27 protein-coding genes are annotated in these 25,444 nt (G+C 67.1%); 14 read left to right on the top strand and 13 right to left on the bottom strand.

The genetic code is table 11. The annotated features are described in order from the left end of the window. Nucleotides 1-94 precede the first annotated feature (94 nt). Together ACP7C5_RS13610 and ACP7C5_RS13605 are read right to left on the bottom strand one after the other, a co-directional pair. Entirely contained in the window at nt 95-436 is a 342-nt protein-coding gene (locus ACP7C5_RS13610; RefSeq protein ID WP_426264671.1) for a hypothetical protein, read from the bottom strand. A 17-nt stretch (nt 437-453) separates the two neighbouring features. Next, a complete protein-coding gene (locus tag ACP7C5_RS13605; RefSeq protein ID WP_426264670.1) occupies nt 454-1,209 on the bottom strand; it encodes a competence/damage-inducible protein A in 756 nt (251 codons plus the stop codon). Between the two features lie 66 nt (nt 1,210-1,275). Between ACP7C5_RS13605 and map the strand changes: the two genes are divergently transcribed. Then, on the top strand, nt 1,276-2,100 hold the full coding sequence (gene map / locus ACP7C5_RS13600; RefSeq protein ID WP_426264669.1) for a type I methionyl aminopeptidase: 825 nt from the start codon (nt 1,276-1,278) through the stop codon (nt 2,098-2,100). Between the two features lie 11 nt (nt 2,101-2,111). Here map and ACP7C5_RS13595 read toward each other — a convergent pair whose 3' ends face one another. Both ACP7C5_RS13595 and ACP7C5_RS13590 read right to left on the bottom strand, forming a co-directional pair. After that, nucleotides 2,112-2,549: a TA system VapC family ribonuclease toxin gene (locus tag ACP7C5_RS13595; protein ID WP_354289291.1), complete on the bottom strand. Its 438-nt coding sequence runs from the start codon at nt 2,547-2,549 to the stop codon at nt 2,112-2,114. Beyond that, complete coding sequence (locus ACP7C5_RS13590) at nt 2,546-2,785, bottom strand: hypothetical protein (protein WP_426264668.1); 240 nt, start codon at nt 2,783-2,785, stop codon at nt 2,546-2,548. The genes ACP7C5_RS13595 and ACP7C5_RS13590 overlap by 4 nt, the downstream gene beginning before the upstream one ends. A gap of 196 nt (nt 2,786-2,981) precedes the next feature. On the opposite strand from ACP7C5_RS13590, the gene ACP7C5_RS13585 reads away from it, so the two are divergent. From ACP7C5_RS13585 to ACP7C5_RS13570, 4 genes are all read left to right on the top strand, one after another. Beyond that, nucleotides 2,982-3,320: a P-II family nitrogen regulator gene (locus ACP7C5_RS13585; protein WP_010183375.1), complete on the top strand. Its 339-nt coding sequence runs from the start codon at nt 2,982-2,984 to the stop codon at nt 3,318-3,320. A gap of 96 nt (nt 3,321-3,416) precedes the next feature. Beyond that, a complete protein-coding gene (gene glnA / locus ACP7C5_RS13580) occupies nt 3,417-4,838 on the top strand; it encodes a type I glutamate--ammonia ligase (RefSeq protein WP_133187035.1) in 1,422 nt (473 codons plus the stop codon). 311 nt (nt 4,839-5,149) lie between these two features. Then, nucleotides 5,150-6,841 (top strand): DUF5597 domain-containing protein, encoded by a 1,692-nt coding sequence (locus tag ACP7C5_RS13575; protein WP_426264667.1) that lies wholly within the window; start codon nt 5,150-5,152, stop codon nt 6,839-6,841. Nucleotides 6,842-7,201: 360 nt separating this feature from the next. Further along, nucleotides 7,202-7,549 carry a flavodoxin family protein gene (locus ACP7C5_RS13570; RefSeq protein WP_426264666.1) on the top strand — a complete coding sequence of 116 codons (348 nt, stop codon included), beginning with the start codon at nt 7,202-7,204 and terminating at the stop codon, nt 7,547-7,549. Nucleotides 7,550-7,573: 24 nt separating this feature from the next. Here the strand turns inward: ACP7C5_RS13570 and ACP7C5_RS13565 are convergent, their stop codons facing one another. Beyond that, on the bottom strand, nt 7,574-8,221 hold the full coding sequence (locus ACP7C5_RS13565) for a pseudouridine synthase (RefSeq protein WP_426264665.1): 648 nt from the start codon (nt 8,219-8,221) through the stop codon (nt 7,574-7,576). Between the two features lie 9 nt (nt 8,222-8,230). Between ACP7C5_RS13565 and ACP7C5_RS13560 the strand changes: the two genes are divergently transcribed. Next, complete coding sequence (locus ACP7C5_RS13560; protein ID WP_426264664.1) at nt 8,231-8,680, top strand: hypothetical protein; 450 nt, start codon at nt 8,231-8,233, stop codon at nt 8,678-8,680. Here the strand turns inward: ACP7C5_RS13560 and ACP7C5_RS13555 are convergent, their stop codons facing one another. After that, complete coding sequence (locus tag ACP7C5_RS13555) at nt 8,681-9,655, bottom strand: quinone oxidoreductase family protein (RefSeq protein ID WP_426264663.1); 975 nt, start codon at nt 9,653-9,655, stop codon at nt 8,681-8,683. It abuts the gene before it with no gap. A 114-nt stretch (nt 9,656-9,769) separates the two neighbouring features. Between ACP7C5_RS13555 and ACP7C5_RS13550 the strand changes: the two genes are divergently transcribed. Together ACP7C5_RS13550 and ACP7C5_RS13545 are read left to right on the top strand one after the other, a co-directional pair. Further along, entirely contained in the window at nt 9,770-11,194 is a 1,425-nt protein-coding gene (locus ACP7C5_RS13550; RefSeq protein ID WP_189676742.1) for an aldehyde dehydrogenase family protein, read from the top strand. 5 nt (nt 11,195-11,199) lie between these two features. Beyond that, a complete protein-coding gene (locus ACP7C5_RS13545; protein WP_426264662.1) occupies nt 11,200-12,051 on the top strand; it encodes an ATP-grasp domain-containing protein in 852 nt (283 codons plus the stop codon). Here ACP7C5_RS13545 and ACP7C5_RS13540 read toward each other — a convergent pair. From ACP7C5_RS13540 to ACP7C5_RS13530, 3 genes are all read right to left on the bottom strand, one after another. Then, the gene (locus ACP7C5_RS13540) at nt 12,045-16,229 is read right to left on the bottom strand and encodes a translocation/assembly module TamB domain-containing protein (protein WP_426264661.1); all 4,185 of its coding nucleotides are present in this window, start codon (nt 16,227-16,229) and stop codon (nt 12,045-12,047) included. The two genes, ACP7C5_RS13545 and ACP7C5_RS13540, sit on opposite strands and share 7 nt — an antisense overlap. After that, nucleotides 16,226-18,211 carry an autotransporter assembly complex protein TamA gene (locus tag ACP7C5_RS13535; RefSeq protein WP_426264660.1) on the bottom strand — a complete coding sequence of 662 codons (1,986 nt, stop codon included), beginning with the start codon at nt 18,209-18,211 and terminating at the stop codon, nt 16,226-16,228. The genes ACP7C5_RS13540 and ACP7C5_RS13535 overlap by 4 nt, the downstream gene beginning before the upstream one ends. Before the next feature lie 62 nt (nt 18,212-18,273). Then, complete coding sequence (locus ACP7C5_RS13530; protein ID WP_133187019.1) at nt 18,274-18,483, bottom strand: hypothetical protein; 210 nt, start codon at nt 18,481-18,483, stop codon at nt 18,274-18,276. 138 nt (nt 18,484-18,621) lie between these two features. Between ACP7C5_RS13530 and ACP7C5_RS13525 the strand changes: the two genes are divergently transcribed. After that, nucleotides 18,622-18,849, top strand: a complete 228-nt coding sequence (locus ACP7C5_RS13525; RefSeq protein WP_426264659.1) for a hypothetical protein — start codon at nt 18,622-18,624, stop codon at nt 18,847-18,849. On the opposite strand, the gene ACP7C5_RS13520 is transcribed toward ACP7C5_RS13525, so the two are convergent. Continuing rightward, nucleotides 18,846-19,481, bottom strand: a complete 636-nt coding sequence (locus ACP7C5_RS13520) for a S24 family peptidase (protein ID WP_426264658.1) — start codon at nt 19,479-19,481, stop codon at nt 18,846-18,848. The genes ACP7C5_RS13525 and ACP7C5_RS13520 overlap by 4 nt on opposite strands. Nucleotides 19,482-19,565: 84 nt before the next feature. On the opposite strand from ACP7C5_RS13520, the gene ACP7C5_RS13515 reads away from it, so the two are divergent. Together ACP7C5_RS13515 and ACP7C5_RS13510 are read left to right on the top strand one after the other, a co-directional pair. After that, a complete protein-coding gene (locus ACP7C5_RS13515) occupies nt 19,566-19,748 on the top strand; it encodes a hypothetical protein (RefSeq protein ID WP_133187017.1) in 183 nt (60 codons plus the stop codon). Continuing rightward, complete coding sequence (locus tag ACP7C5_RS13510; protein ID WP_426264657.1) at nt 19,745-20,056, top strand: hypothetical protein; 312 nt, start codon at nt 19,745-19,747, stop codon at nt 20,054-20,056. The genes ACP7C5_RS13515 and ACP7C5_RS13510 overlap by 4 nt, the downstream gene beginning before the upstream one ends. 32 nt (nt 20,057-20,088) lie before the next feature. Here ACP7C5_RS13510 and ACP7C5_RS13505 read toward each other — a convergent pair whose 3' ends face one another. Both ACP7C5_RS13505 and ACP7C5_RS13500 read right to left on the bottom strand, forming a co-directional pair. Beyond that, on the bottom strand, nt 20,089-20,952 hold the full coding sequence (locus tag ACP7C5_RS13505; protein ID WP_426264656.1) for a hypothetical protein: 864 nt from the start codon (nt 20,950-20,952) through the stop codon (nt 20,089-20,091). Continuing rightward, entirely contained in the window at nt 20,922-22,163 is a 1,242-nt protein-coding gene (locus ACP7C5_RS13500; RefSeq protein WP_426264655.1) for a TIGR04063 family PEP-CTERM/XrtA system glycosyltransferase, read from the bottom strand. Before ACP7C5_RS13500 ends, ACP7C5_RS13505 begins: the two co-directional genes overlap by 31 nt. A gap of 122 nt (nt 22,164-22,285) precedes the next feature. Between ACP7C5_RS13500 and ACP7C5_RS13495 the strand changes: the two genes are divergently transcribed. The 3 genes from ACP7C5_RS13495 to ACP7C5_RS13485 are packed head-to-tail and all read left to right on the top strand — an operon-like array spanning nt 22,286 to nt 24,904. Further along, on the top strand, nt 22,286-22,429 hold the full coding sequence (locus ACP7C5_RS13495; RefSeq protein WP_165954436.1) for a hypothetical protein: 144 nt from the start codon (nt 22,286-22,288) through the stop codon (nt 22,427-22,429). Next, nucleotides 22,422-23,783 carry a putative O-glycosylation ligase, exosortase A system-associated gene (locus tag ACP7C5_RS13490; RefSeq protein ID WP_426264654.1) on the top strand — a complete coding sequence of 454 codons (1,362 nt, stop codon included), beginning with the start codon at nt 22,422-22,424 and terminating at the stop codon, nt 23,781-23,783. The genes ACP7C5_RS13495 and ACP7C5_RS13490 overlap by 8 nt, the downstream gene beginning before the upstream one ends. Beyond that, nucleotides 23,783-24,904, top strand: coding sequence for an acyltransferase family protein (locus ACP7C5_RS13485; protein WP_426264653.1), 1,122 nt, complete (start codon nt 23,783-23,785; stop codon nt 24,902-24,904). The genes ACP7C5_RS13490 and ACP7C5_RS13485 overlap by 1 nt, the downstream gene beginning before the upstream one ends. Here ACP7C5_RS13485 and ACP7C5_RS13480 read toward each other — a convergent pair. Continuing rightward, nucleotides 24,880-25,431: a type 1 glutamine amidotransferase domain-containing protein gene (locus ACP7C5_RS13480; protein ID WP_189676735.1), complete on the bottom strand. Its 552-nt coding sequence runs from the start codon at nt 25,429-25,431 to the stop codon at nt 24,880-24,882. The two genes, ACP7C5_RS13485 and ACP7C5_RS13480, sit on opposite strands and share 25 nt — an antisense overlap. Nucleotides 25,432-25,444 lie beyond the last annotated feature (13 nt).

Here is a 25,444-nt window from a genome sequence, read left to right as displayed (position 1 = left end):
CGCAACATGAGCCCCGACGCCGCGATCGCCTCCGCCGCCGCCGCCTCGTCCGCAAAGCGCCGCTTGCGCTGGCAGACGCTGAGCTTGGTCCGCGTCAGCGCGGCTTCTTCGGCTGCGGCACGCCGCTCACCCAGAAGATTCCGCCGGGCTGGAGCGTGATGACATATTGCCCCTTGTCGTCGCACTCGGCGATCCACACAGCCTTGCCCTCGATCGGCGCGTGCTTCTCCATCCGCACGATCTTCTGGCAGGTGTACCCCCCGTCCCGAATCGCGCGGAACATCGTCGTTTCCTGCAGCGACGGCGAGAGCGCGTCGATCTGGGCCTCCATCGGATCATGCGTCGCGACCGCGGCGGGCGCGCTGCTGCCCGTCGGACTGCCATCGCACGCCGCCAAGCTCACCGTGAGCAGTGCCGCCAGATAGATGCGCTTCATCGGTTCGCTCCCAACTTTCAAATCCCGCCGGCGACGACGCTGCGACCGGTCGCCTCCAACGCCTGCGTCAGATCGGCGATGCAGCGATCGGCGAGTGCCGCATCGGTCGCGCGCACGACGAAGTTCGCGCCGGTCCGCCCGTCGCGAAAGAAGGGGTAACTGCCGATCGCGACACCCTCATGGGCTTTCTCGGCTTGACGCAGCACGTCGGCGACCTCGCTCTCGGCAACCCAGCAGCCGATCGTGCGCGACAGCACCGGCAGCCCGCCCTCGAGCGTCCCCGTCAGCGCATCGAGCATCCCGGCGGTGATGTGCGGTACCCCCGCCATGATGAAGATATTGCCGACGCGGATCCCCGGCGCGCCCGACATGCGGTTCTCGATCAAATCGGCCCCCTCGGGCACGCGCGCCATCCGCTTGCGCGTCTCGGTCAGCCCGCCGCGGCTCGCGTAATACGCGTCGAGCACAGCGACGGCCTGCGGGTGGAACACCACCGGCACCCCGAGCGCCTCGGCAATCGCATCGACGGTGATGTCGTCATGCGTCGGCCCGATCCCGCCGGTCGTAAACAGATAATCGTTGCGTTCGCGCAAGATATTGACCGCCTCGACGATCGCCTCGGGCTTGTCCGCGACGATCCGCACCTCGGCGAGGCGGATCCCTTGGACGTTGAGCCAAGTCGCGATCTGCGCGACATTCTTGTCCTGCGTTCGGCCCGACAGGATTTCGTCGCCGATCACCGCGAGCGCGGCCGTCCAGATGCGTGTGGTCATGCCAACAGCCATAGCCCCGCCACCGCCCCCTCGCAAAGCGAAAGCGATTTCGCTATATAATCCGGCATGACCGATTATGTAACCGTAACCGCCGACGCCCCCACCGGCCGCACCGGCGCGATCAAGCTCTATGGCCGCGATGCGTTCGACGGAATGCACGCCGCGGGCAAGCTCGCCGCCGAAACGCTCGACATGATCGTGCCGCACATGGTGCCCGGCACCTCGACCGCCGAGATCGACGACATGGTCCGCCGCTTCATCGTTGAGCGCGGCGGGATCCCCGCGACGCTCGGCTATCGCGGCTATACGCATTCGAGCTGTATCTCGCTCAACCATGTCGTGTGCCACGGCATCCCGAGCGAGAAGACGCTGAAAAGCGGCGACATCGTCAATGTCGACGTAACGCCGATCCTCGGCGGCTGGCACGGCGACAGCAGCCGGATGTATCTGATCGGCGACGTGCCGATCAAGGCGAAGCGGCTCGTCGAAGTGACCTATGAATGCCTGATGCTCGGCATCGAGCAGGCAAAACCCGGCAACCATCTCGGCGACATCGGCCACGCGATCCAGCGCCATGCCGAAAAGCATCGCTACGGCATCGTCCGCGATTTCTGCGGGCATGGCCTGGGCCAGCTGTTCCACGACGCGCCCGAGGTCGTCCATGTCGGCAAGCCAGGCGCCGGGCCCGAGTTGAAGCCCGGCATGATCTTCACGATCGAGCCGATGATCAACACCGGCCGCGCTGACGTGAAGCTGCTCGACGACGGCTGGACCGCCGTCACGCGCGATCGCTCGCTCTCGGCGCAGTTCGAACATTCGATCGGCATTACCGAGACCGGCTGCGAGATCTTCACGCTCAGCCCGGGCGGGTTCGACAAACCGCCGTATTGAGGGGGGCCGCCCTATTGGGTAGCAATGACGTGGAGCGAGGCCTTGCCCCCCGGCACGGCCTGCACCGCGACCCGACTGTCCAGCGTTGCGAGCTTCCCATGTCGGCTCGCAGCCAAGGCAAGGAGATAGGTGTCGGTCAGCTGCGCCGAGGTGAAAAGCTTCGCGCCGGTGACGTGCCGCTCGTCCAGCAGGGAAATAGCATCCGGCCAGAACACATGGCCGGGTAGCGCACACAGACTCGCCAGCACCGGCACGACCGCCGCAGGCGAGCCCGGCGTATTCGCGTAGCGCGGATGACCGACGATCCGCAGCACGCCGTTTTCGGTCAGCGGACACGTTGCCCATGCGGCATGCCCGGTCTCCGAAAACCAGCGATGCGCCACGTCGTGGTTGACGTGGCGGCGGTCGATCAGCGCGATCAGGACATTGACGTCCAGCAGATAGGTCATTCGAGCTCGTCGCGGAGCGAATTGACCATCTCCATCGTGATGACCGCGTCGGGATTGTTCACCGGCAGCAAGACAAATCTGTTGCGCATCGTCTGCGACGATCCGTCCGAGCCCTCGGAGCGCAACGACCGCCGCGCTAAATCCGACACGACCTCCCCGACGCTCCGCCGCTGCTGCCGCGCGAGATCGCGCGCAACCAAGAGAACGTCGTCATCGATAGCCAGGGTAGTGCGCATTCCGCTTCGTACGCCACCGCGCATCACGCATCAAGCATCGCGCATCGGGTGCTGTAAAAACCGGCAGCCCAGCATCCCATGTACAGGCTTTGGGCAGCGACGAGCCGTTGTGCGGACTCCCTCCAGCATTTCCGCCCCTCGCGCGGCTGGCACGGTTGTTGTAAGGTCACCCGGCATAGCGGGAGGCGGAGCAAGCGTGAAAAAGATCGAGGCGATCATCAAGCCGTTCAAGCTCGATGAAGTGAAGGAAGCGCTGCACGAAGTCGGCGTCAGCGGCATCACCGTGACCGAGGCCAAGGGCTTCGGCCGCCAGAAGGGCCATACCGAACTCTATCGCGGCGCCGAATATGTCGTCGACTTCCTCCCCAAGGTGAAGCTCGAGGTCGTCGTCGAGGACGCGATGGCCGACCGCGTGGTCGAGGCGATCGCCGCCGCCGCGCAGACCGGCCGCATCGGCGACGGCAAGATTTTCGTCATCCCCGTCGAAACCGCGTTGCGAATCCGCACCGGCGAGCGCAACGAGGACGCGATTTGACGCAACGCAACATTCCGTGACAGCGTAAGCATCCGGGCGACACACGATTCCCGAACCACTCGGGCAGACTATTCGAAAACGAAAGGCGTGGGGACTATGGCTAAGGCAGCGAATACGGCCAGCGACGTACTGAAGATGATCAAGGAGCAGGAGATCGAGTGGATCGACCTGCGCTTCACCGACCCCAAGGGCAAATGGCAGCATCTGACGATGGTCGCCGGCGTCGTCGGCGAGGACGAGCTGACCGACGGCTTCATGTTCGACGGTTCTTCGATCGAGGGCTGGAAGGCGATCAACGAGTCCGACATGATCCTCATGCCCGATCTCGACGCGATCTGGACCGACCCGTTCTCGGCCACCCCGATGCTGATCCTGGTGTGCGACATCGTCGAACCCTCGACCGGCGAGCTCTACGCGCGCGATCCGCGCTCGACCGCCAAGCGCGCCGAGGCGTATCTCAAGACCACCGGCATCGGCGACACGATCTTCATCGGCCCCGAGGCCGAGTTCTTCATGTTCGACAACGTCCAGTTCGAGAACAGCTATTCGACGAGCTATTACAAGATCGACGATATCGAGCTGCCGACCAACACCGGCACCAGCTATGACGGCGGCAATCTCGGCCACCGTCCGCGCGCCAAGGGCGGCTATTTCCCGGTCGCGCCGGTCGACAGCGCGGTCGACATTCGCGGCGAGATGGTCTCGACCATGCTCGAAATGGGCCTGCCTTGCGACAAGCATCACCACGAAGTGGCGGCCGCGCAACACGAGCTCGGCCTGACCTTCGGCACGATGACCGTCACGGCTGACCGCATGCAGATCTACAAGTACGTCTGCCACAACGTCGCGCAGGCATACGGCAAGACCGTCACCTTCATGCCCAAGCCGATCAAGGAAGATAACGGCTCGGGGATGCACACGCATCTGTCGATCTGGGACAAGGGCAACCCGCTGTTCGCCGGCAACGGCTATGCGGGTCTGTCGGACATGTGCCTGTATTTCATCGGCGGCATCATCAAGCATGCCAAGGCGGTCAACGCCTTCACCAACCCGACGACCAACAGCTACAAGCGCCTGGTCCCGGGCTATGAAGCGCCGGTGCTGCTCGCTTACTCGGCGCGCAACCGCTCGGCGTCGTGCCGCATCCCGTACGGCACCGGCCCCAAGGCGAAGCGCGTCGAAGTGCGCTTCCCCGACGCGATGGCCAACCCGTATCTGTGCTACGCCGCGCTGTTCATGGCGGGCCTCGACGGCATCCAGAACCGCATCCACCCGGGTGAGGCGATGGACAAGAACCTCTACGACCTTCCGCCCGAAGAGCTCGCCGAGGTTCCGACCGTCTGCGGTTCGCTCCGCGAGGCGCTCGATTGCCTGGCCGCCGATCACGACTTCCTGCTGAAGGGCGACGTGTTCTCGAAGGACCAGATCGAATCGTATATCGAGCTGAAGATGGAAGACGTGAAGCGTTGGGAAATGACGCCGAGCCCCGTCGAGTTCGACATGTACTACAGCTACTGACGCGCGGCCACGACCGCCCCGGTGGGGACAAGGCGAAGCCGAAGTCCCCACAGGAGCTGTCGGCCGGCCTCGCCATAGCGAGGACCGACGACGTGGCTTTGCCACGGCGAGGATTATGGAGAGGGCGCTCGGAGCGATCCGGGCGCCCTTTTCGTTTTATTGCTGGCTCTCACCCACCAACATCGGAGGTTTACTCGAACAGCGCCGCACGTCGAAAACAGACCCCGCGACTACGATCGAAACCACGCGTTGCCAAAATAGATTACGCATTCTAGTTCAGCATTCCGCTAGGGTATCGGGGAGAGCTGATCGTGAAGCATCTGACGCTAGGCATGCTGGTGATGTGTGCTTCGACGGCCCTCGGGGCTTCCCCCGCCTGTGCCGACAGCCTGCCGGTAATCCACAACCGTCAATTACTGGTCGACGGGAAGCCGTATCTCGCGATCGGGGGCGAACTCCATAATTCGAGCGCATCGAGTCCGGAGTACATGCAGCCGATCTGGGACAAACTTCAGAAAATGCACGTCCGCACCGTCGTCGGCACGGTCAGCTGGGAAGACTTCGAGCCCGTCGAGGGTCAATACGATTACACGGCGGTGGATGCGCAGATCGCGCAGGCCCGTCGCCACGACATGCGACTCGTTTTGATCTGGTTCGGCGCGTTCAAGAACGCCAGTTCCACCTACGCGCCGACCTGGGTGCGTGGGAATGCCACCCGGTTCCCGCGCGCCGTCGCGCAGGGCGCGATGAAGGAGGCCTTCACCTATGCCGGCGCAATGCCGAAGCCCGTGCTGTCGGTCTTTTCGCCCGGTCTGGTCGATGCGGATCGCACGGCGTTCGTCGCCTTGATGAAGCACTTGGCTGCGGTCGACACCGATCACCGGGTCATCATGGTGCAGGTGAACAACGAAACCGGCCTGCTGCGCGACAGTCGCGATCGTTCCCCCTTGGCGCAAGCGGCGTGGAAGGAGCCGGTTCCCTCGGCGCTGATGCGGTATCTGGCAAGCCATCGCGGGGCGCTCAAGCCCGAGCTGGACGCCGTCTGGGCGCGCCAGAACCGACGCTCTGCCGGAACATGGGCAGACGTGTTCGGCAACGACTGGCAGGCTGACGAGATCTTCATGGCGTGGCATTTCGGCCAGTACGCGCAGACGCTCGCCGCAGCAGGGAAGCAGGCGCTGGCGCTGCCGATGTACGTCAACGGATGGCTGGGCCCGCAGGAAGGCCAGGCCACCGCCGGCCACTATCCGAGCGGCGGCCCCGCCAAGCGCGTTCTCGACGTCTGGAGAGCGGCGGCCCCGTCGCTCGATCTGCTGGCACCCGACATCTACGTTCCGGACGCCAAGGCGGTGCTCGCCGATTACGACCATGCCGGCAATCCGCTGTTCGTGCCGGAAGCGCAATTCAAGACCGGGGATCTGTTCTGGGCGCTCGGGGAGCATGGCGCGCTCGGCTATTCGGTGTTCGGGATCGAGGACGGCCGGGTCGACGGTCAACTGGCACAAGCGTACGGTATGCTCGGCCCGATGGCGGACGTGATAACGCGCGCCCAAGCCGAACATCGGATCGCGGGCGTTCTGCTAAACGATGACAAGGCGGCCGAGATCAAGCTCGGCGGCTACACCATCACACTTCAGGAAACCCAGTCGCTTCTGAAGCAGATGTTGCTGGATGTCGGTCTGCAAGCGCCACCGCAACCGCCGCCGCTGCCCAGCGAAACGGAAGGGCCGTCCAGCCGCCCGATCCCCGGAGACGCGCGCGCGTTCGGTCTGATCATCGCAGAAGGCGTCGACAGCTTCCTGATCGTTGGCAAAGGGTTCACTGCGGATTTTGCGGTCGGCTCCCGCATCGCCGAGGTCGATCGCGTCGAAGAAGGGCAGTACCACGAGGGTCGCTGGAAGACTGGTAGGATCATCAATGGGGATGAACGTCTGAGCATCATCCCAGTCGATCACATCGGGATGGTCCGCATCCGCCTTCTTCCTGCCGGACGTCGGCCTTAGCTGTCGGTCGAACGTCTGTTTTCGGGCATGATGAACCCGAATGCTGGCCTTCGCCTTTCCAAAGGCCGCGTCTCTGCGCTGTCCTACAAGCCGCAACTATGCCATCGTCTTTCTTGCTCTTTCGAATCGTCGACACCTGCCAAGCACCCGCAAGTCGGGAACGTCGGACATTGATGCGCGAAGCGCCGATCAGCGCAAAAAAGGAAACGATCGCCACGGTAAACACCACGTCCGGGGGTCAATCGAGTCAACCCCCCTCGGTTCGTCGCACAAACGCCCCCCTCACGGTCTCCCCCCCCCCCCGGCGGGAGAAAATCCCCCCGCCCCGCGTTCCTCCCCCAACCCCCGGGAGACCCGCACATGCCGCTCAAAGCCATCGCCCTCAACTGCACGCTCAAGGCCGACGCCAGCGAGGCCTCCTCGACCGACGTGATGATCGGCCTGCTCAAGACCGCTTTCGCCGAGCGCGACGTGACGCTCACCGAGACGATCCGCATCGCCGCGCACGACGTCAAGCCCGGCGTCAGCTCGGACGAAGGCGACGGCGACGCCTGGCCCGCGATCCGCGCGAAAATCCTCGCGGCCGACATCCTCGTCTTCGGCGGCCCCGTCTGGATGGGCCAGCTCGGCAGCGTCGCCAAGCGCGTGCTCGAGCGGATGGACGCCCATCTCGCCGGCCTGCTCAAGGCGACGCCCTACCCGGGCTGAGCGGCCGCGGCGTTGGCCCCCGATTCAGCCGGGGTATGGCAGGTCGCGCCATTCCCCCGGCGCGATGCCGTCGAGCGACCAGTCGCCGATCCGCCAGCGTACCAGCCGCAGCGTCGGATGGCCGACCGCCGCGGTCATCCGGCGGACCTGGCGGTTACGGCCCTCGGCGATCGTCAGCTCGATCCAGCAATCGGGCACGCTCTTGCGGAAGCGCACCGGCGGGTCGCGTGGCCACAAGGCGGGCGGGTCGATCCGCCGGGCCTCGGCGGGGCGCGTCATCCCGTCGGTGAGCTGCACGCCGCGGCGCAAATGGTCGAGCGCGGCGGCATCGGGTTCGCCCTCGACCTGGACGAGATAGGTCTTGGGCAGCTTGAAGCGCGGGTCGGCGATCCGCGCCTGCAACCGCCCGTCGTCGGTCAGCAGCAGCAGCCCCTCGCTGTCGCGGTCGAGTCGCCCCGCGGGATAAACATGCGGGACTGCGACGAAATCGGACAAGGTGCGCCGCGCGGCGGAAATATTTGCGTCGGTGAATTGCGACAGGACGTCATACGGTTTGTTGAGCGCGATCAAGCGCGTACCGACCGCGACCGACTTGCGGTCGGGGCGAGCCACGGTTCGCGGCGACGATCGCGCCCGCGCGCCGGTGGCAAATTTTTCAGACTTTCGCGGCACGTTGGCCTTATGAGGATCTACCCCCCGCTTGACCAGTTCCATCGGCTGCACGCCGACGTGCTGACGCTGCTCGATCGGGCAAAGCCGTATTTGAGCGGTCGCGAGGCCGGGGCCTGCGTTGTGCTCACGCCGTTCCGCACCGAACTCACCGCAGCGCTGCACGCGCTCGACGCCTATACTCAGCGCGCGCTGTTCAGCCCGATCCTGAGCGCGGGCGGGCCCGACGTCGCGACGGTGTGCACGCTCAAGGCCGAATATATCAAGCTCGGCTTCGACTATCAGGACTATCAGCGCAAATGGGCCGGCGTCGACACCGACGCGCACTGGGCCGAATATCGCCTCGCCGGGCTGGCGATGATGCGCCACATGCGCGAGCGGGTCGGCGCGCTCAACCAGGCGATCAGCGCGCTGTGCGAGCGACACTTCGATGCCGCGCGCGAACCCGCCACGGTCGACTGATCACACCGTCAGCACGCTCGCCCCGCGCGTCTCGCCCGCCTCGAGCGCGCGATGCGCCGCCGCCGCATCCTCGAGCGCGAAGGTCTGGCCGATCTCGGGCGTGATCGCCCCGCTGCGCAGCATCGCGAACAGCCGCTCGGTGCCCGCAAGCCGTTCCTCGCGGGTCGCATAGTAACTGAACAGCGTCGGGCGCGTGACGAACAGCGAGCCCCTGGCCGCAAGCACGCCGAGCTCGACCCCCGTCACCTTGCCGCCGGCATTGCCATAGCTGACGATCAGCCCGCGCGGCGCGACGCTCGCCAGCGACGACTCCCAGGTTGCCATCCCGACCCCGTCGAGGATGATCGGGACGCCCTTGCCTTGCGTGATCTCGCGCACGCGCGCGGCGATGTCCTCGTGCTTGTGGAGGATGACATGGTCCGCACCCGCGGCCTTGGCTTGCGCGGCTTTTGCCTCGCTTCCGGCAGTCCCGATCACGGTCGCGCCGATCGCTTTCAGCCAGCCGACGAGCAGATGCCCGACGCCGCCGGCTGCCGCATGGACGAGCACGGTCTGCCCCGCCTCGACCTTGGCGCAGCGCTCGACCAGGAATTCGGTGGTGCAGCCCTTGAGGAGCAGCGCGGCGGCCGTCCGCTCGTCGACATCGTCGGGCAAGCGCAACAGGCTGGCAGCGGTCACGTTGCGCGCCGTCGCATAGGCGCCGAGCGCGGGGCCGAAGGTGCCGACACGGTCGCCGGGCGCGAAGCCGGTGACGCCCTCGCCCACCGCCTCGACCACGCCCGCCGCTTCGGACCCGAGCCCGCTCGGCAGCGTGGCGGGATAGACGCCGGTACGATAATAGACGTCGATGTAGTTGAGGCCAACCACGGTGTTGCGCATCCGCACTTCGCCCGGGCCCGGATCGGGCAGATCGACATTCACCCACTCGATCACGTCGGGGCCACCAATTTGCTCGAATCTTGCGGCACGTGCCATGCGTCGTCTCCTCGCGGGAACAGCTCAACCGACGATCTGCGTTTCGGGTTGCAACCGATCTCGCAGCGCGCCATCTACCCCTCCTAGCAGAAACCAGAAACGTGGAGAGCGGCGATGAAGAGCTATCTCAAACAGTATATCAACGGTGCCTGGGTCGAGAGCCAGGGCGGCACGCGGCACGACGTGATCGACCCCGCGACCGAACAGCCCTGCACCGAGATCACGCTCGGCACCGCCGCCGACGTCGACGCCGCGGTCGCTGCCGCACGCACCGCGTTCGACAGCTATTCGCAGACGACCGTCGCCGAGCGCGCGGCGCTGCTCGAGCGGATCATTGAGGAATATAAGAAGCGCATCCCCGACCTCGCCTTCGCGGTGAGCAGCGAGATGGGCGCACCGATCGGCTTTGCGACCGCGGCGCAGGTGCCAGCCGGGCTCGGGCATTTCATCTCGACCTTGAAGGCGCTCAACAGCTTCGAGTTCGAGCAGAAGCTCGGCCGCGCCAAGGTGGTGCACGAGCCGCTCGGCGTCGTCGCGATGATCACGCCGTGGAACTGGCCGCTCAACCAGGTGACCGCCAAGGTCGCGCCGGCACTGGCGGCGGGCGACACGATGATCCTCAAGCCTTCGGAGGAATCGCCCGGCTGCGCGGTGATCCTCGCCGAGATCCTCGACGCGGCAGGCGTTCCCCCTGGCGTGTTCAACCTCGTCAACGGCGACGGCAAGGGCGTCGGTTCGGCGCTGTCGGCGCATCCCGATGTCGATATGGTGAGCTTCACCGGTTCGACCCGCGCGGGCATCGCGATCGCGCAGTCGGCCGCGGCGACGGTCAAGCGCGTCCATCAGGAGCTTGGCGGCAAGGCGGCCAATCTCGTGCTCGAAGGCGCAGATCTCGCCGCGGTGCTGCCGCCGACCGTCCAGGGCGTGCTCGCCAATTCGGGGCAGAGCTGCATCGCCCCGACGCGGCTGCTTGTCCACACCAGCCAGGTCGCCGAGGCGACGGGCATCGTCAAGGCGATGATGGAAGGCACCGCAGTCGGCGACCCGTCGGTGATGGGCGCGCATATCGGCCCGGTCGTCAACAAGGCGCAGTACGAGAAGATCCAGGGCCTGATCCAGTCTGCGATCGACGAGGGCGCGACGCTCGTCACCGGCGGCACGGGTCGGCCCGACGGACGCAATTCGGGATATTTCATCAAGCCGACGCTGTTCACCGACGTGACGCCCGAGATGCGCATCGCACAGGAGGAAGTGTTCGGCCCCGTCGCGACGATGATCGCCTACGACACCGAGGATGAGGCGGTGAAGATCGCCAACGGCACGCCCTACGGCCTGTCGGCGACGATCTCGGGCGATCCCGCCAAGGCCGCCAAGGTCGCGCCACGGCTGCGCGCCGGGCTCGTCACGATCAACTCGTGGAGCCCCGACGGCAACGCGCCGTTCGGTGGCTACAAGCAATCGGGCAACGGCCGCGAGAACGGCAAGTTCGGCCTCACCGACTTCATGGAAGTGAAGACGGTGATCGGCGAGCCGGCCTGACGCGCATGACACGCCGCATCGACGTGCTGATGCCGGTGAGCGGCAGTCCGTACGATGCGGCGGCGTCGGCGGCGCTCGCGCCATACCGTGCGGCGTTTGCCGCTGCGGGCATGGCGCTGGCACCGCGGCCGTGGGATTTGGGCCCCGGCGACGGCGATGCGGCGCTCGCGCTGTTCGCCTGGGGCTATCATTTCGACGTGGCGCGCTGGGACGCAATGCTGGCGGCGTGGCCCGACGAGCGGCCGCTGCTCAATCCGCCGGGCCTGCTCGCCTGGAACACGCGCAAGACGTATCTGCTCGCGCTCGAGGCGGCGGGGATACCGATCGTCCCTAGCCGCTTCGGCCGCGCGGACGAAGCGAGCGTCATCGCCGCGTTCGACGCGTTCGGGTGCGACGCGTTGGTGGTGAAACCGCAAATCTCGGCAGGGAGCCACGAGACCGTCCGCGTGAAGCGCGGTGATCGCGTCGCCCCGCTCGACGCCGCGATCATCCAGCCCTTCCTCCCCGCGATCGCCGAGGAAGGCGAACTCTCGCTCTTCGCGATCGACGGCACCTTCAGCCACGCTGCGCGAAAAGTCGCGAGCGGGGGCGACTTTCGGATCCAGCCGCAATTCGGCGGTCGCTTCAGCGGCTACGCGCCCGATGTCGAGGCGCGCGGCGTGTTCGACGCGGTGCTCGCGGCGCTACCCGTGCGGCCGCTCTACGCGCGTGTCGATCTGCTGCGCAGTGCTAACGGCAAGCTCGCGCTGATGGAGGTCGAGGCGATCGAACCCGATCTCTATCCCGACATCGCGCCCGAAGTGCCGGCCCTGCTCGCAGCTGCGCTCGCCCGCCGGATCGGGGCGCGCGCTCAATAATCCTTCGACACGCGCACGTTCGCGGTCTGCCGGCCAAGCGTCGAGACCGTCGACAGCAGCGACAGCCACCGCGTCACCTGGAACTCGACTCGCGTTGCGGAATAGCCCGCGCCGTCGGTGACGATCTCGGCATAGAAGCGCCGCGTGATGTACTTGCCCGCGGCGACCGAGGTCTTCTGTCCGGTCGTCGGATCGGCCGAGACGATCCGCAGCCGATCGAGGCCGGCAACACGCCGTACCGCGTTGATCGGATCGAGCCCACCCTTGCCGTTCTGCAACGCCGCCACTGCTGACGCCAGTTGCAGCGCCTCTGGGGCCGACAGATTGGTGATCGAGGTGCCGAACAACAGTCGCGAGAGCAATTCGTCCTGCGGCAGCGCAGGCACGCTCGAGAAGGTGATTTCGGGCTTGAGCGCGGGTCCGGTAACGTTGATCGACGCGGTCAGCCCGGTCGTGTTGGCATTGGCGACGATGTCGAGTGCGGGGTTGGCAGGCACTTCGCCCGCGAACAGGATCTTGCCGCGATCGAGCGCGAAGGTTCGCCCGGCAAAGTCGTAATTGCCGCGCACCAGATCGGCGCGCCCGGTGATCGCCGGATTGTCGGGCGCGCCACCGATCTGCAGATCGGCCGACCATTCGCTGCGCAAGCCGAGCCCGGTGACGAGCACCTGGTTCGGCGCGCGCGCGCGGATCGCGAGCGTCCACGGCATACGCGGCGCATCGTCGTCCTGCCCGCCATCGGGCAGATTGATCTCGCGGATGTTGAGCTGCGGCAAGGCGGTCGCCGCGCTCGCCTGGCCGAGCCGGTAGCGGCTCTTGTCGAGCCGGAGATTGCCCGAGATCGTCCCCCCCGCGCCGTCCGACTGGAAGCGCAGCGGCCCGGTGACGGTCGCGCCGATATCGTCGCGCGCGATCATCACGGCATGATCGGCCTCGACTTGAAGATCGAGCCCGAGCCCGTTCTTCGCCGCAAAATCGAACACGCCGGTGCCCGTGACATGCCCGCCCTTCCCCGCATCGGCGGCGAAGCGATCGAGCGTGAGGCGCGATCCGCCGAAGCGGCCCGTCGTCTGGACATTGGTCAGCACGGTGCCCGTCGTCGTGCTTTCGATCTTCGCGCCCTTGGCCTGGACGACGCCCTTGATCTGCGGATTGGCGACCGTCCCGCCGACATCGGCGCCGATCGCGACCGGCCCGGTCAAGTCGAACAGTTCGATCCCCGTCAGCCGCCAGACGGTGTCGGCGGGCCCGTCATAGCGCAGCTGCGCGAACAGACCGGCATTCTGCACGCGCTGCGCGAGGTCGTCGCCACCGGGCAGGGTCAGCAGCATCTGCGCGCGGCCGACCGACTTGCCCCCCGTCTCCGCCACCGCGCGTGCCGCGATCCGATCGCGCGACAACAGCCCCGAAATCCCGACATCGACCGGGCGCGACGAGACGATCAGCCCCGAGCGCGTCAGCCCGCGCACCGTCATGTCGATCTTGCCCGTCGGCGCCGCGCCACCCCCTTGCGTGTACGACAAGCTGCCCGAGGCGTTGCCGCCGAGCCCGAGCCCGGGATAGCCGATATCGAGGATCGACAGCGGCATCCGCGCAACTGTCGCGGCAAGCTCGCTCGAGGCCCGCGTAAAGCGTCCCGAGACCTTGGCATTGCCGCCCGAAAAGGTCAGATCGGTCGACGCGAGCCGCCAGCCGTCGCCGTCGCGAGTCACCACCGCGGGGGTGACGAGCGTCAGCGGGCGACGGTCGAGCGTTCCTTGCGCCGAGACGACATAGCGATCGGGCGCGACTTGCGTGACCGACTGGATATCGAACGCGCGCCCCTGCGACCCGGCGATCGACGCGGTGATCGTCCCCGTCCCGCCGCGCAGCTTCGCTCGCGCGGCAAACCGCCCGATCACCAGCGACCGCCGCCGCAACCCCGCCCCCGTCAGATTGGCGTCGATCGACGTGCCGGCCGGATCGAGCAACGCCACCAGATCGAGATGCCCACGCCGCAGCACGAAGGCATTGGCAAGTTTTGCCGCGGTCGCATCGAGATGCGCCTCGATCTGCTGATTGCCGCCGACCGGGCGGAACAGCAGCGCGCCCGCGAGCCCCCCACCGGCAACGTCGAGCTTGCCGTCGAACCCGCCGGGGACGATCCGCAGCGGCCCGCTGGCGTGCGTCCCGCTCACCGCCAGATCGGCGATCGCGATCGTCCCGTCGCCGCCCTTTGGCAGCAGGATCGCGCCGTTGCCGCTGAACGGCCCCAGCCGCGAATCGCCGCGCGCGGTAAACGCGAACCCCGCATCGGTCGGGTCGAGATGCGCGACGACGTTCGCCAGCCCCATCGTTTCGTTGGGCCGCGCGAACACCAGGTCGAGCGTCGGATGGTCGATCTTGCCGTCGAGCTTGAGCGTCAACGGCCCATAAGTCGTCTGCTGCCCCGCGCCCTCGAAATGGAAGGTGCCGTCGCGCCGCCGCACGCCGTTGCCAGTGACGCGGAGCTGCGGCGCGGTCAGCACAAGGCCGTTGAGGTGGAGCAGCCCGTCGGGCGTGCGCTCGAGCCCGGTGACGATCCGCGGCAACCCGCCGCCGAGCGAGCGGAAAAAGGCATTTTCGAGCGTGATCATCTGCGCGACGCCCTGCCCGACGACGCGCGTCCCGCGCCCGCCGGGCCCCGGGACCACCTTGAGCGTCGTCTGCACGTCAACCACGCCGAGGCCCGGGATGCGATAGCGCCCGAGCCCGCCATTGAGGCCGATGTCATACCGACCGTTGCGCAGATCGAGCAGCAGATTGATCCGCCCGTTGAGTTGGTCCGAGGTCAGCTTGAGATCGTCGCCGAGCACGAGCTGCGGCGTCACGCGCAGCACGCCGTCGATCGTCAGGTTGCGCAGGATCCCGCCGGCGACATCGCCGACGCCCGTGACGCGCGCCGCGCTCGCGCGGATCGGCACGAGCACGGGTTGTTTCGAGAAATGCCCACGCCCCGCCGCGCGGAAATCCTCGAACCCGGTATCGTCGAACGCGAAACGCTGCGCGGTCAGGCGATAGTCGAATGCCGCCGTCGCGAAGCGGCCGTCGAGGATCGCGCGCAGTTCGATCGCGCGGCCGGTCATGTTGGGAAAAAGCGCGTTCGGGCGCGTCAGCACGGCGTGGATGCGCAGGTTGCGGAACGCGCTTGCGGCCAAGTCGAGCGTGCCGTCGCCCGACACATCGAGCGAGTCCGAGCGCAGCGACAGAGTCCCCTTGAGCTGACGTTCGGCGAGCGTCGCGGCACCGTGGACGAGCACGCGAGGCACCGTCAGTCGCTGGAGCTTGCCGTGCGCCAGCGGCGCCGGGACGAGCACACCCGACACGGCATAGGTGCCCGCGCGATTGGTCAGCGCGAGATCGGCGAGGCGCGTTGTGCCGACGTCCGCCACCATGCTGCCGCGCCACGCCGCCCAGCTTCCCTTGCCGGCGAGGTCGAGCGCGATCGGCTTGCCGAACCCCGAAAGCTTGGCGAGCACCCCGCGCGCGGTCCCGCGCACGCGCGCCATCGCTTCGAGCCGGTTGCGATCGGGCTCGGCGTCGAGATGCAGCCGGATGTCGTCGCTCCCCGCCACCACCGCCGCGAGATCGATCAGCGCGCGACCGCGATGGACATCGGCGCGCGCGCGCAGTCGTGCGGTCCGCTCGACGCCTGCCAGCGCGGGTGCGACGACCAGCCGGTCGACCGCGAGGCGGCCGACATGGATATCAAAGCTTGGCAGGATTGGCCCGGTGTTGAGGGTTGGCCGCGTCTGCGGCAGCCGTGCGAGCGACGCCGAGGCAATCCGCAGGCTGGTGATGTCGAGCCGGTTGTCGAGCCAGTGGAGCGGCGACCAATCGAGCTCGGCGCGTGGCGCTGCAAAGAACACTCCGCGCACATCGCGCACGCGCACGTCGATCAGCGTCGCGCGGCCATAGATCGATCCCTCGATCCGCCCGATGCTGTAGCGCAACCCATTCGCCGGCCGCAGCGCACCGATCCGGTCGGTGACGAAGCGATGCCCCATGCCGGTGTCGATCAGCCCGAGAACAACGACGACGAGCACGACCAGCGCGGCGAGAAGCGCGAACACGACTCGCCCCAGCGCGCCGTGCGGCTTGACCGTCGCGATCGGTGCCGCGTCGGCAGCGTGTTCGACGGGCGGCGCGGCTTCGCTCAAAACGCCTGCCCCAGCGAGACATAGACCGCGACGCGCGGATCGCCCGGCGCGGGATTGACGGGCGTGCCGACATCGATGCGGATTGGCCCGAAATTGGAATAATAGCGCACGCCGAGCCCCGCGCCGTAGCGCAGCGCGCCGAAGCTCGGCAGCAGCCCGGTCGAGATATTGCCGCCATCGAAGAACGGCACGACCCCGAAATTGCCGAACGTCTTGACGCGCGCCTCGATCGAGAATTCGGCGAGGCTGCGCCCGCCGACGGGGTCGTTGTTGGGATCGCGCGGGCCGATGTCCTGATAACCATAGCCGCGCACCGACGCACCGCCGCCCGCATAGAAGCGCCGCGACGGCGCGATCGCATCGCGCGGCGCACCCGCGATCGTGCCGAGCCGGATCCGCCCCGCAAGCACGGTGCCCTTGGCGACGCTCTTGTAGGCGCTCGCATCGACTTGCATCCGCGCATAGCCAAAGGCTTTGCCCTCGAGCGAAATCTCGGGCGACAGGCGCCCGCTAAGGCGAAATCCGCGCGTCGGATCGAGCAAGTCGTTCGACCCGTCATAGCTCAGCACCGTGGGCAGCGCGCCGATGAAATAGGTTCGCCGCCGCGGCGCGCCGGTGTCGAGGATCACGTCGCGCTCGTCCGAGGCGACGAGTTCGGCGCCGAGCGACCACGTCCATTTCTTCTGGAAGAAGATGTTGGTCTGGCGCTCGAGGCTCCCCGACAGCGATACCGTGCGTGCTTGATAGGCGTTGCGCTTGACGTTCGAGGCGACCGTCTGGAAGGTCAGGATCCGGTCGCGCCCGTTGAAATTGTTGCGGCGGAAGGTGGCGCTGGCCGATTGCTCCTGCGTGCCGAGCACCCCCGCCAGCGTCAGCGCGCCTTCGGGCGGGAAGAGGTTGCGGTTGGTCCAGCTGAGTGCCGCGCGCGCGCCCTCGCCGGTGCCATAGCCGAGCTCGCCGGCGATGGTGTGCTTTGGCGCGGGCTCGAGCCCGACCGCGATGTCGACCGTGCCGGGTTCCTTGCCCTCTACGGGTGTGATCTTGACGCTCGACACCAGGCTGGTCTGGACAAGCGCACGGCGCAGATCGGCGAGCGCCGAGGCGTCGAACGGCTGGCCTGGCACGAAGCGCGCAATGTCCTGGACGTGGTCGGCATCGAAGATCGCGCTGCCCGACGTCATCGTGATCGCCCCGAAACGGCGCGCGCCGCCGGGGACGACGGTTAAGTCGAGCGTCGCGGTGTGCGCGGCCCGATCGACCACGATCTGCGGATCGCCAACGATCGCGAACGGAAAGCCGCGATCGCCGATCGTCGTGCGCAGGCTCGTCTCGGCCGCCAGCACCGCATCGACATTGACCGCGTCGCCCGGGTCGAGCCCGAACGCCTTGCGCAGCGCTGGCGCCTTCTCGCCTGCCGCATCGACCCCGGCGACCGTCACGCCGCCGAAGGTATACAGCGTGCCGGGTTCGGCATCGAGCACCACGAGCGGCCGCGCCGCAGGCTCGACACGCGTCCCGACTCGCGCGTCGTAATAGCCTTCGCCGCGCAGCAGCGTCGTCAGCAAGGTCGCATCCTCGCGCGCGCGGCGGTCGAGCTGCGCGGCGTTGGCGGGTTGCCCGTCATTGGCCTTCAACGTCGAGAGTTGGGCGAAGCGATCGCGCAGCAGCGTGCTCGCCACACTGTCGATCCCGTCGATGCGGTAGCTGTAGCGCGTCTCGCCGGTCATCGCGGTCGGGGTGTCGGCGACAACAGGTTCCTGCGGCGCTTTCGAGAGGTCGGGCCAGTCGACCCCGAGCCCCGGCAACGGTGCCATTGGCGATTGCGGATCTAGCGGGAGCGGCGTCTGCGGCCCCGGATCGGCGGGAGACGCGATCGGGCTCGCCGACGGCCGCGTCTGCGCCGCCGCCGCGCCGCACCCGACACACCAAAGAATTCCAGCGGCCGCCCGATACGCGCGCCGCCGCCCGACCGATAACGACATACGCCGTCCTAGCCCGGCTGCCGGGCGAACGACAGGGGTTTAGCGCGCGCCCGGCGGCGCAATCAGTGAATCGTGCCGATCGCGCGGTCGAACGAGAGCAAGGCGATCAAGCGCTCGATCTGCCGCCACCGGCAGAAGTGCAGATAGTTGCCGAGATCGCGGCTGCGGTTGGCGCGCGCGGCGGCCTCGAGCCCCGCGTCGCCGCCGAAGACGGTGATAAGATCGGTCGCGTGCGTCACTTCGGTGCAATCCGCGAGATAGGGAACAACCATGCACTCTCCGCACGTTACGCGACCGCGGGCCTGCGGACACGCGCTCGCTTCACGGTCCGTGCCAGTCCGCGACATCCCCCTAAGCCCGCGCCTGACAAAGGTTAACGCCTCCGCGCGCGCCGCCCCAAGGCTCCCAGCATGGGACGCTGGCGTCCTGCGGCGGGTCATGGCACAGCGCTCGACATGGTCCGCTCATCCCCTCCCCGCACCCCGCTTGCCGGCGGTGCGCTCATCGCGATCGGCGCGATCGCCGGAACCGGCATCGGCCTGTTCACGCCGCTCGGCCCGACGCGTGGCTTCCTGATCGGGCTCGGGGTCGGCGTGGCGATCTCGCTCGTCATGTGGTTGCGCGACCTGCGGCGCTAACGCAGCGCGCGCGACAGCCAGACGACGCGGCCGATGATCGCGGCGGCAGTCGTGGTGATCGGCGGATAGGCCGGATTGTCGCTTTCGATCAGCATGCCATCCCTGGCCTTCGACACGCGCTTGACGAGCACGACGCCGTCGAGCCGCAGCACGAAGATCGCCGGCACGGTGCCTAACCGCGTGTCGCGTTCGTCGATCACGATCTGGTCGCCATCGGCGATCGTTGGCAGCATCGAATCGCCGCGCGCGCGCAGCATCGCCGCATCCTTCGCGCTGAGCCGCAGCGACTCGAGCAAGCGCGGGTCGAGCAGCATCGCCCCCTCCCCCGGCGCGTCGCCGCTGAACGCACCCGGGCCGGCCGACGCCTCGACATCGAGCCGGCGGATCGGCGCCATACGCGGAGCCGCGACGCCGCCGAGTTCCGTCGCATCGACCCGGAAATAGGCAGCGAGCAAGGCGCGGTCGCGCTCGGCCAGATCGCGGGGCGTGCCGCGGCGGACATATTGCTGGAGATACGCCTCGTTGCGGCGAAGCATCCGCGACAGCGCGGCATAGCTGACGCCCTGCGCGTCGATTAGCGCGGCGAGCCGCGCGCGAGGATCGGAAGCGTCCATCGTCGCCATGATAGCCATAGGAATTTTCCTAGACAAGTTGGAAAATAGAACGGATCGTGAACACCAAGCCCATCGGCGCCGACGAATCGTGAGGAGACCGCCATGTCCGTGTTGCAGAAGATCGACCGTTATTTGAGGGCCAGCGCGATGCCGCCAACCACGTTCGGGCGGCTCGCGGTGCGTGACCCGCGTCTTGTGCGCGACTTGCGCCGCGGCCGCGAACCGGGCGCCCGCATGGTCCGCCGGATCGAGGCGTTCCTGGCCGACCAGCGGGTGTCGCGGTGAGCCGCGGCCCCGATGCCGCGACGCTGCTCCGGCGTGCGCTAGAACGCCATGCCGACGCGGCGGGATGTGATGTCAGCGTGTGCGTGCAGGATTCGACGCGCTGGGCGAGCGCGACCTTTGCCGGCGCGCGTCACACCGTGGCGCTAACGCTGCACGACGATCCCACGGGCGGACTATGGCTAAAGGCGCTCGCCGAGGCAGACCTGCCGATTCGCGGGCATCTCGTCGCCGACGTCGTCATCCTGTCGGCCACTCGGCATGACGAAGAGCTCGTGGTAACACTCGAAGCGCTGACCGTCGAAGTTTGACCGATGCGCCCCGTCGCAGGCGATTGCGCAGGTCAGCGCGGGTCGGTCGCCATTTGCCGCAAGCTGCCGAGCGTTCCTTCGATCGTCTCGGGCGAGGATGCGGCGGGGTCGCGGCGGCCGACGACGCGTTCGAGCCGGTCGAGCAAGGCGTGGATCGTTTCCGACGGATCACCCGCGCTCTCGGCAGGGCGAGCCGGACGCGATATCGGGCTGGGCGTGCGCCGCGCCGGGACAGGTGCGTCGATCGGGCCGAGCGGGAAGGTTTCGAAGCGTTCGCTCGGATCATAGGTCTGGCGACGTGGGAGCGGGAGCGGCAGCGGCGCGCTCGACGCCGACTCAGGCTTGGGCTGGTCGTCGGGATCGGACGTCGGCACCCCGGGCTCGCGCAGAAAGCTTGAATCATAGGCCGAAAGCGGCTCGTCGAGATCAACCGGCAGCGGCCGTTCGACCAGCGGCGCAACGTCGTCGGCATCGAGGTGCACCGGGCGCGCCCGGACTTCAAGGAACGGCGTGCCGAGATCGGTATTGGCAAACAGCGGACGGCGCGCCGGCGCATCGGGATGCGCGTCGGCGCGACGCAGCACGGGCGCGTTGTCGCCGTCCGAAACCGGGCGGCGCAGCGCGATCGTGCGGCCGCCGAAGGTCAGGAACAACGCGAACCATGCGAGCACGCCGACACCACCACCGCACAGCAGCACCAAGGCGGCGCGCGCGGTGAGCCCCAAGGGCGGTTCGGCTGCCGAGATCACCGCGGCGATGCCGCTATCGACCACCATCGATTCGAGCAGCGCTGTCGGGATCAGCGCAAACATCGCCGCGGTCAGCACCCCGATTATCCCCGCGACGAGCGGGGCCAGCGGGAGGGTCAGGCGTTGAGGATTGGAGGAGACGGCCATGCACTCTGCTCTGCCATACTATCAGTAAGTTTTTGGTAAACGGGAGCGTAACGCGCCACGTTAACGGCCCAGTTACGCTCTGCCTCGACAAAAGTACGCCCGCGCTCGCGGCGGCCTTCCCAGCTCCCACGATCCGCAAGCAGATCGGCGAGCGATTGCGCCATCGCGCTTGGGTCGCCGGGCGCGAACAGCGTGCCCGTCTCGGGATCGCTGATCAGCTCGCGGTGCCCGCCAACGTCCGACGCGGCGACGAGTCGGCGCTGCGCCATCGCCTCGAGCGGTTTGAGCGGCGTCACCAGATCGGTAAGGCGCATCTTCTTGCGCGGGTACGCCAGCACGTCGATCACGCTGTAATAGCGTTCGACCTCGCCGTGCGGCACACGCCCGACGAAATGGATCTGCGCCGCCACCGGCGATGTTGCGGCTTGCGCGCGCAGGGCGGCTTCCATCGGACCGCCGCCGACGAGCACGAGATGCGCTTGAGGGCGCGCGGCGACCAGGGCGGGCATCGCCGCGATCAGATCGTCGAGCCCTTCATAATCGTAGAAGCTGCCGATGAAGCCGATCACTTCCTTGCCCGTCACGCCGAGCGTTGCGGCCAGCGCGGCGTCGTGCGGCAGCGGGGTACCGAACATCGCGAGATCGACGCCGTTGGGCGAGACGATCAGCTTGCCCGGATCGATCCCGCGCGCGATCAGATCATCGCGCAATCCCTCGCAAATCACCGCGACCGCATCGGCCCGCTTGACCGCCCATGTCTCGAGCGCGCGAGTAGCACGATAGCGCAGCGATCCTTCGCGCCCCGTCCCGTTGCCGACCGACGCGTCTTCCCAGAAAGCGCGGATCTCGTAGACCAGCGGCAATTTGTATTTGCCCGCGACGCGCAAGCCGGCGAGCGCATCGAGCACGGGCGAATGCGCGTGGAGGATATCGGGCTTGAACTGCTCGACCACCTCGCCGATTCGCTTGGCGAAGGCCGCGATCTCGCGCAGTTCGCCGAACGGCGGGGGCAAGCGCTTGACCGCAGCGGTGCGGTAGAAGTCGATGCCATCGACGGTCTCCAGCCCCGCCGCTGGCGATGCATGCCGCGGCCCGGTGACTGCGGCGATCGTCCAGCCGCGTCGCATCTGGCTCTTGAGGATCGCGCGGGTGCGAAAGGTGTAACCGCTTTGCAACGGCAGGCCGTGATCCAGAAGATGAAGAATACGCATGCTATCGCCCTAACGCACGAGTGCTTAACGGAGCCTCAACTTGAACGCACGTAGAGCGGCTGTGCCCGTTCGGGCCGCCCGGCGATAGGGCGGATGTGAGCAGCGGAAAGGAGCGCGACGGCATGATCGACAATCTCGCGCTGGCGATCAGCCACGGCCTGATCGCGCTGACGATCTGGCGGCTTCTGCGCCGGCCCGATCTCGACCGCGAAAGCGTACCCGGCGAGGCCCCCGCCCGAAAGCGGAAGGGCCGCCCGCTTGCGTGATCTCGTCTTCGTCGCCTTCCTCGCCGCCTTCTTTGCGGCGGGGTTTCGCCGGCCGTTCATCTTTGTCCTTGCCTATGTCTATATCGACGTCGTCGCGCCGCAGCGGCTGACGTATTTCCTGCTCAACAGCATCCCGATCTCGCTCATCGCGGTGGTGCTTTCGGTTGGCGGATGGCTCGTGGCCGATGACAAGACCGGCACGCGCGTCGCGCCGCGGCAGGGCCTGATCGTCGTGCTGATGGTCTATTGCTACTGCACCACGCTCACCGCCGATTTCCCGGTCGAGGCGCTCGATAAATGGGGCTGGGTCTGGAAGTGCCTGGCGTTCGCCGCCTTCCTGCCCTTCACGCTACGCACCAAGCTCCGGATCGAAGCGCTGCTGCTCGTGATGGTCGCCTCGGCGGCATCGATCATCATCGTTGGCGGGATCAAGACGATTGCCAGCGGCGGCGGCGGCTATGGCTCGCTCAACTTGATGGTGTCGAACAATTCGGGGCTGTACGAAGGCTCGACCATCTCGACCGTCGCGGTCGCGATCATCCCGCTGATCCTGTGGTTCACGCGGCACGGCACGATCTTCCCGCCCGACTGGAAGGTGAAGGGCTTCTGCTACGCGCTGGTCTTTTCGTGCCTGCTGATCCCGGTCGGCACCTCGACGCGCACCGGATTGCTGTGCATCGGCCTCGTCGCGGTGCTGATGCTGCGCGATGCCAAGCGCAAGGTGCTGTATCTGTGTCTGCTCGCTACCGCGGGCATGATCGCAGTGCCCTTCCTGCCATCGTCGTTCACCAACCGGATGAGCACGATCAAGACCTACAAGGGCGACGAATCCGCCTCGACGCGGCTCGCGGTGTGGGGCTGGACCTGGGACTACGCCAAGGAGCATCCGATGGGCGGCGGCTTCGAAATGTACCGCCAGAACAAGATCCGCTACGATACCGAACGCGTCGAAGGGACCGCCGCGAACTCTACCGTCGACCGCCATTTGACGGTCGATCAGGCCCGCGCCTTCCATAGCGCCTATTTCGAGATGCTCGGCGAACAAGGCTTTCCCGGGCTGGTCCTCTGGCTTTCGATCAGCCTGATCGGCATTTTCCGGATGGAAGTGCTGCGCCACCGCTATCGCAAGGCGGCGGCGGATATGGCGTGGGTCACGCCGCTCGCCGGCGCGTTGCAATCGGCGCATATCGTCTATCTGCTCGGCGCGGCGTTCATCGGCATCGCCTTCCAGCCGTTCGTCTATATGCTGATCGGCGCGCAGATCGGGCTCGATACCTACCTCTCGCGCAAGCGCGCCGGCGCGCCGTGGCAGCCGCGCCGGGCGGTGCGAACGGTCGAACCCGCGTCCGCCTGATGTCGGCCCCCGTCCCCACCGCTGCCGTCCACCGCCGCGAACTGCGCGCACTGACCGGGATGCGCGGGATCGCCGCGTGGTTCGTCGTGCTCTATCATATTCGGCTGTCGCTCGACTGGCTGCCGCCAACGCTGCTGGCCGTCTTCGCCAAGGGGTATCTCGCGGTCGATTTCTTCTTCCTGCTTTCGGGCTTCGTGATCTGGCTGAGCTGGAGCGCGCGGCTGCGGCAAGGCGGGGTCCGCGCGGTGCCGGGCTTCCTGTGGCGCCGGCTTGCACGGATCTGGCCGTTGCACATCGTCGTGCTCGGCGCGACGCTCGCGCTGGTGCTCGCGCTTGCCGCGACCGGGCGGCACGATGCGGCGCATTACCCGTATGCCGAACTGCCGCTCCATGTCCTGCTGATGCAGACATGGGGGTTCACCGATCGCCTCGCATGGAACGACCCGAGCTGGTCGATCAGCACCGAATGGGCGGCGTATCTGCTGTTCCCGCTCGTCGCCTTCGCGCTCGACTGGCGGCGCATACCGAGCTTGGGCGTGGTCGCCGCGATCGTCGGCTTGCTCGTGCTGTTGCACGTCGCGATGGCGGGATCGCCGACGCTTGGCTTCGAGATCTGGACCTACGGGCTACGGCGCTGTCTGATCGAATTCGCGGTCGGCGGCGCGCTGTGCTCGCTATGGGAGCGGTGGCGCGATGCACCGATCGTGCCTGCGCTAGTGGCGATAGGCTGTACGGTGGTGGCGTATGCCGCAAAGCTATCGGGCCAGCCCGAGACGCTGACGGTGCCGGCCGCCTTTGCTGCCGCGCTGCTAGCGCTCGCCCTGACCTCGGGACTGCGCGGCAACCCGCTCGAAATCCCCGCGCTGCATTATCTCGGTGAGATCAGCTATGCGACGTATCTCAGCCACTTCCTGCTCTTCGTCATCTTCAAGCTCGCCTTGGTCGATGATGTCCACAGCATCGCCCCGGTCCTGGTCGCGCTGTATCTCGCGCTCGTCCTTGGCACGTCGGTGGCGCTCCACCACTTGGTCGAGCGCCCCGCGCAAAACGCGATGAACCGGCTCCCCTCCCGCCTGCGGCGAGCGGGGATCTCGGGTCAGGCGTCTTCGAGCTCTTCCTGAAGCGCGGCGAGGATCGCCTTGTTGAAGGCAGGAATATCCTCGGGCTTGCGGCTGGTGATGAACGATCCGTCGACGACGACTTCCTCGTCCACCACATCGGCGCCGGCATTGGCAAGATCGGTGCGTACCGACGGCCAGCTCGTCATGCGGCGACCGTCAACGACATCGGCCTCGATCAGCAGCCACGGCGCGTGGCAGATCGCGGCGATCAGCTTCTCGTCATCGGCGAATTCCTCGATGATCTCAATCGCGCGGTCGTTCATCCTCAGCGTGTCGGGATTGGCGACGCCACCCGGCAGCAGCAGCGCGGTGTAATCCTCGGTATCGACGTCGTCGAGCAGCATGTCGGGCGTGATCGTGTCGCCCTTCTCGTCATGGTTCATGCCCTGGATCGGGTCCATCTTTTCCGAGGCGAGCGTCACTTTGACGCCGGCGTCGAGCAGCGCCTGGCGCGGTTCGAAGAGTTCGACTTGCTCGAAACCATCGGTTGCGAGAATGAGCACGTGGACGTTTGAAAGATCGGCCATGGGGAGTCTCCGG

Source organism: Sphingomonas sp. PWP1-2 (assembly GCF_049898305.1).
Lineage (GTDB): Bacteria > Pseudomonadota > Alphaproteobacteria > Sphingomonadales > Sphingomonadaceae > Sphingomonas > Sphingomonas glacialis.
This window is presented reverse-complemented; position numbering and strand designations above follow the sequence as displayed.